Below are 280 nucleotides of genomic sequence, written 5' to 3'. Positions count from 1 at the left end.
AAAGTCGAGAAAGAATGCGAGGAAGAAAATCATCGCGTTGACGAACAGCAGAAAGCCGATCTGGCCTGCCGGGATAAGCTGGAACAGCGACTCGATCCACAAATGTCCGTTGATTCCTCTGAACACAAGGGTGAAGAAAGAGGCGCCGAGAAGTAGAAAGATCACGCACGTGCAGAGAATCCCGGCTATCTCCATCGCTTGTTTCAAATTGCGAACCGTCAATCTTCGCTTTGCCAAGCTAAGCAGCAACGCCCCTGTAACTCCGATTGCTCCTCCCTCG

Annotated in this window: 1 protein-coding gene; it reads right to left on the bottom strand. The window is 51.4% G+C overall.

The genetic code is table 11. The annotated features are described in order from the left end of the window. Positions 1–280 (bottom strand): TRAP transporter large permease subunit (locus RMT89_RS42515; RefSeq protein WP_315889113.1); only part of this gene is annotated, 280 nt, incomplete at both ends.

This window comes from Streptomyces sp. P17 (assembly GCF_032436805.1).
Taxonomy (GTDB): Bacteria; Actinomycetota; Actinomycetes; order Streptomycetales; family Streptomycetaceae; genus Streptomyces.
The sequence above is the reverse complement of the archived record's forward strand: the minus strand, read 5'-3'. Positions and strand labels throughout refer to the sequence as shown.